The sequence below is a fragment of the Candidatus Hydrogenedentota bacterium genome, from assembly GCA_016791475.1.
Lineage (GTDB): Bacteria > Hydrogenedentota > Hydrogenedentia > Hydrogenedentales > JAEUWI01 > JAEUWI01.
Genome location: JAEUWI010000427.1, coordinates 1 through 533, shown reverse-complemented (window position 1 = coordinate 533; position 533 = coordinate 1). Strand labels below are relative to the sequence as shown.

The following is a 533-nucleotide window of genomic DNA, read 5'->3' as shown; positions in this document are numbered from 1 at the left end:
GACGCCGCCTTCGTCTCCGAACCCTTCGACAAGGGAAGCCTCTCGGCCGTGGCCGTCTTCGCGGAAGAGCTGGTCCTCATCACCGCGCGAGGCGGCCCCCGCATCGGCGGTGCGCAGGATCTCGCCGACCAGACGGTCGTCGCCTTTCCGCATGGCTGCTCATACCGGCGCCTGCTGGTCGACTGGTTCGCCGCGGCCGGCGTCACCCCGCGCCGGTTCCTCGACCTCGGCTCCTACCATGCTATCGTGGCCTGCGTCGCGGCCGGAACCGGCGTCGCCATCATGCCGGCGAGCGTCCTCGACAATGCCGTCATGGGCGATTCGATCCAACGCCACGAACTGCCGGAGGCGATGCGGACGAACCGGACGAACCTGGTCTGGGCGGGCGAGCCCGGCGGGCCACTGAGCGCGCTGCTGGAGCTGCTGCGGGTCGGCGCCCAGGCTGGTGCCTGCGGGCGCCATGGTCGAACAAGCAAGTCGATGCCTTGAGGCCCGCCCGGCATCCCCGCCGACGTCGACCTCCGCGAGAGGCC

The 533-nt window shown here is 71.1% G+C and carries 1 protein-coding gene; it reads left to right on the top strand.

The genetic code is table 11. The features are described 5' to 3' along the window. A partial coding sequence (locus JNK74_30065; GenBank protein MBL7650415.1) for a LysR family transcriptional regulator occupies positions 1-489 on the top strand: 489 nt, incomplete at its 5' end. Positions 490-533 lie beyond the last annotated feature (44 nt).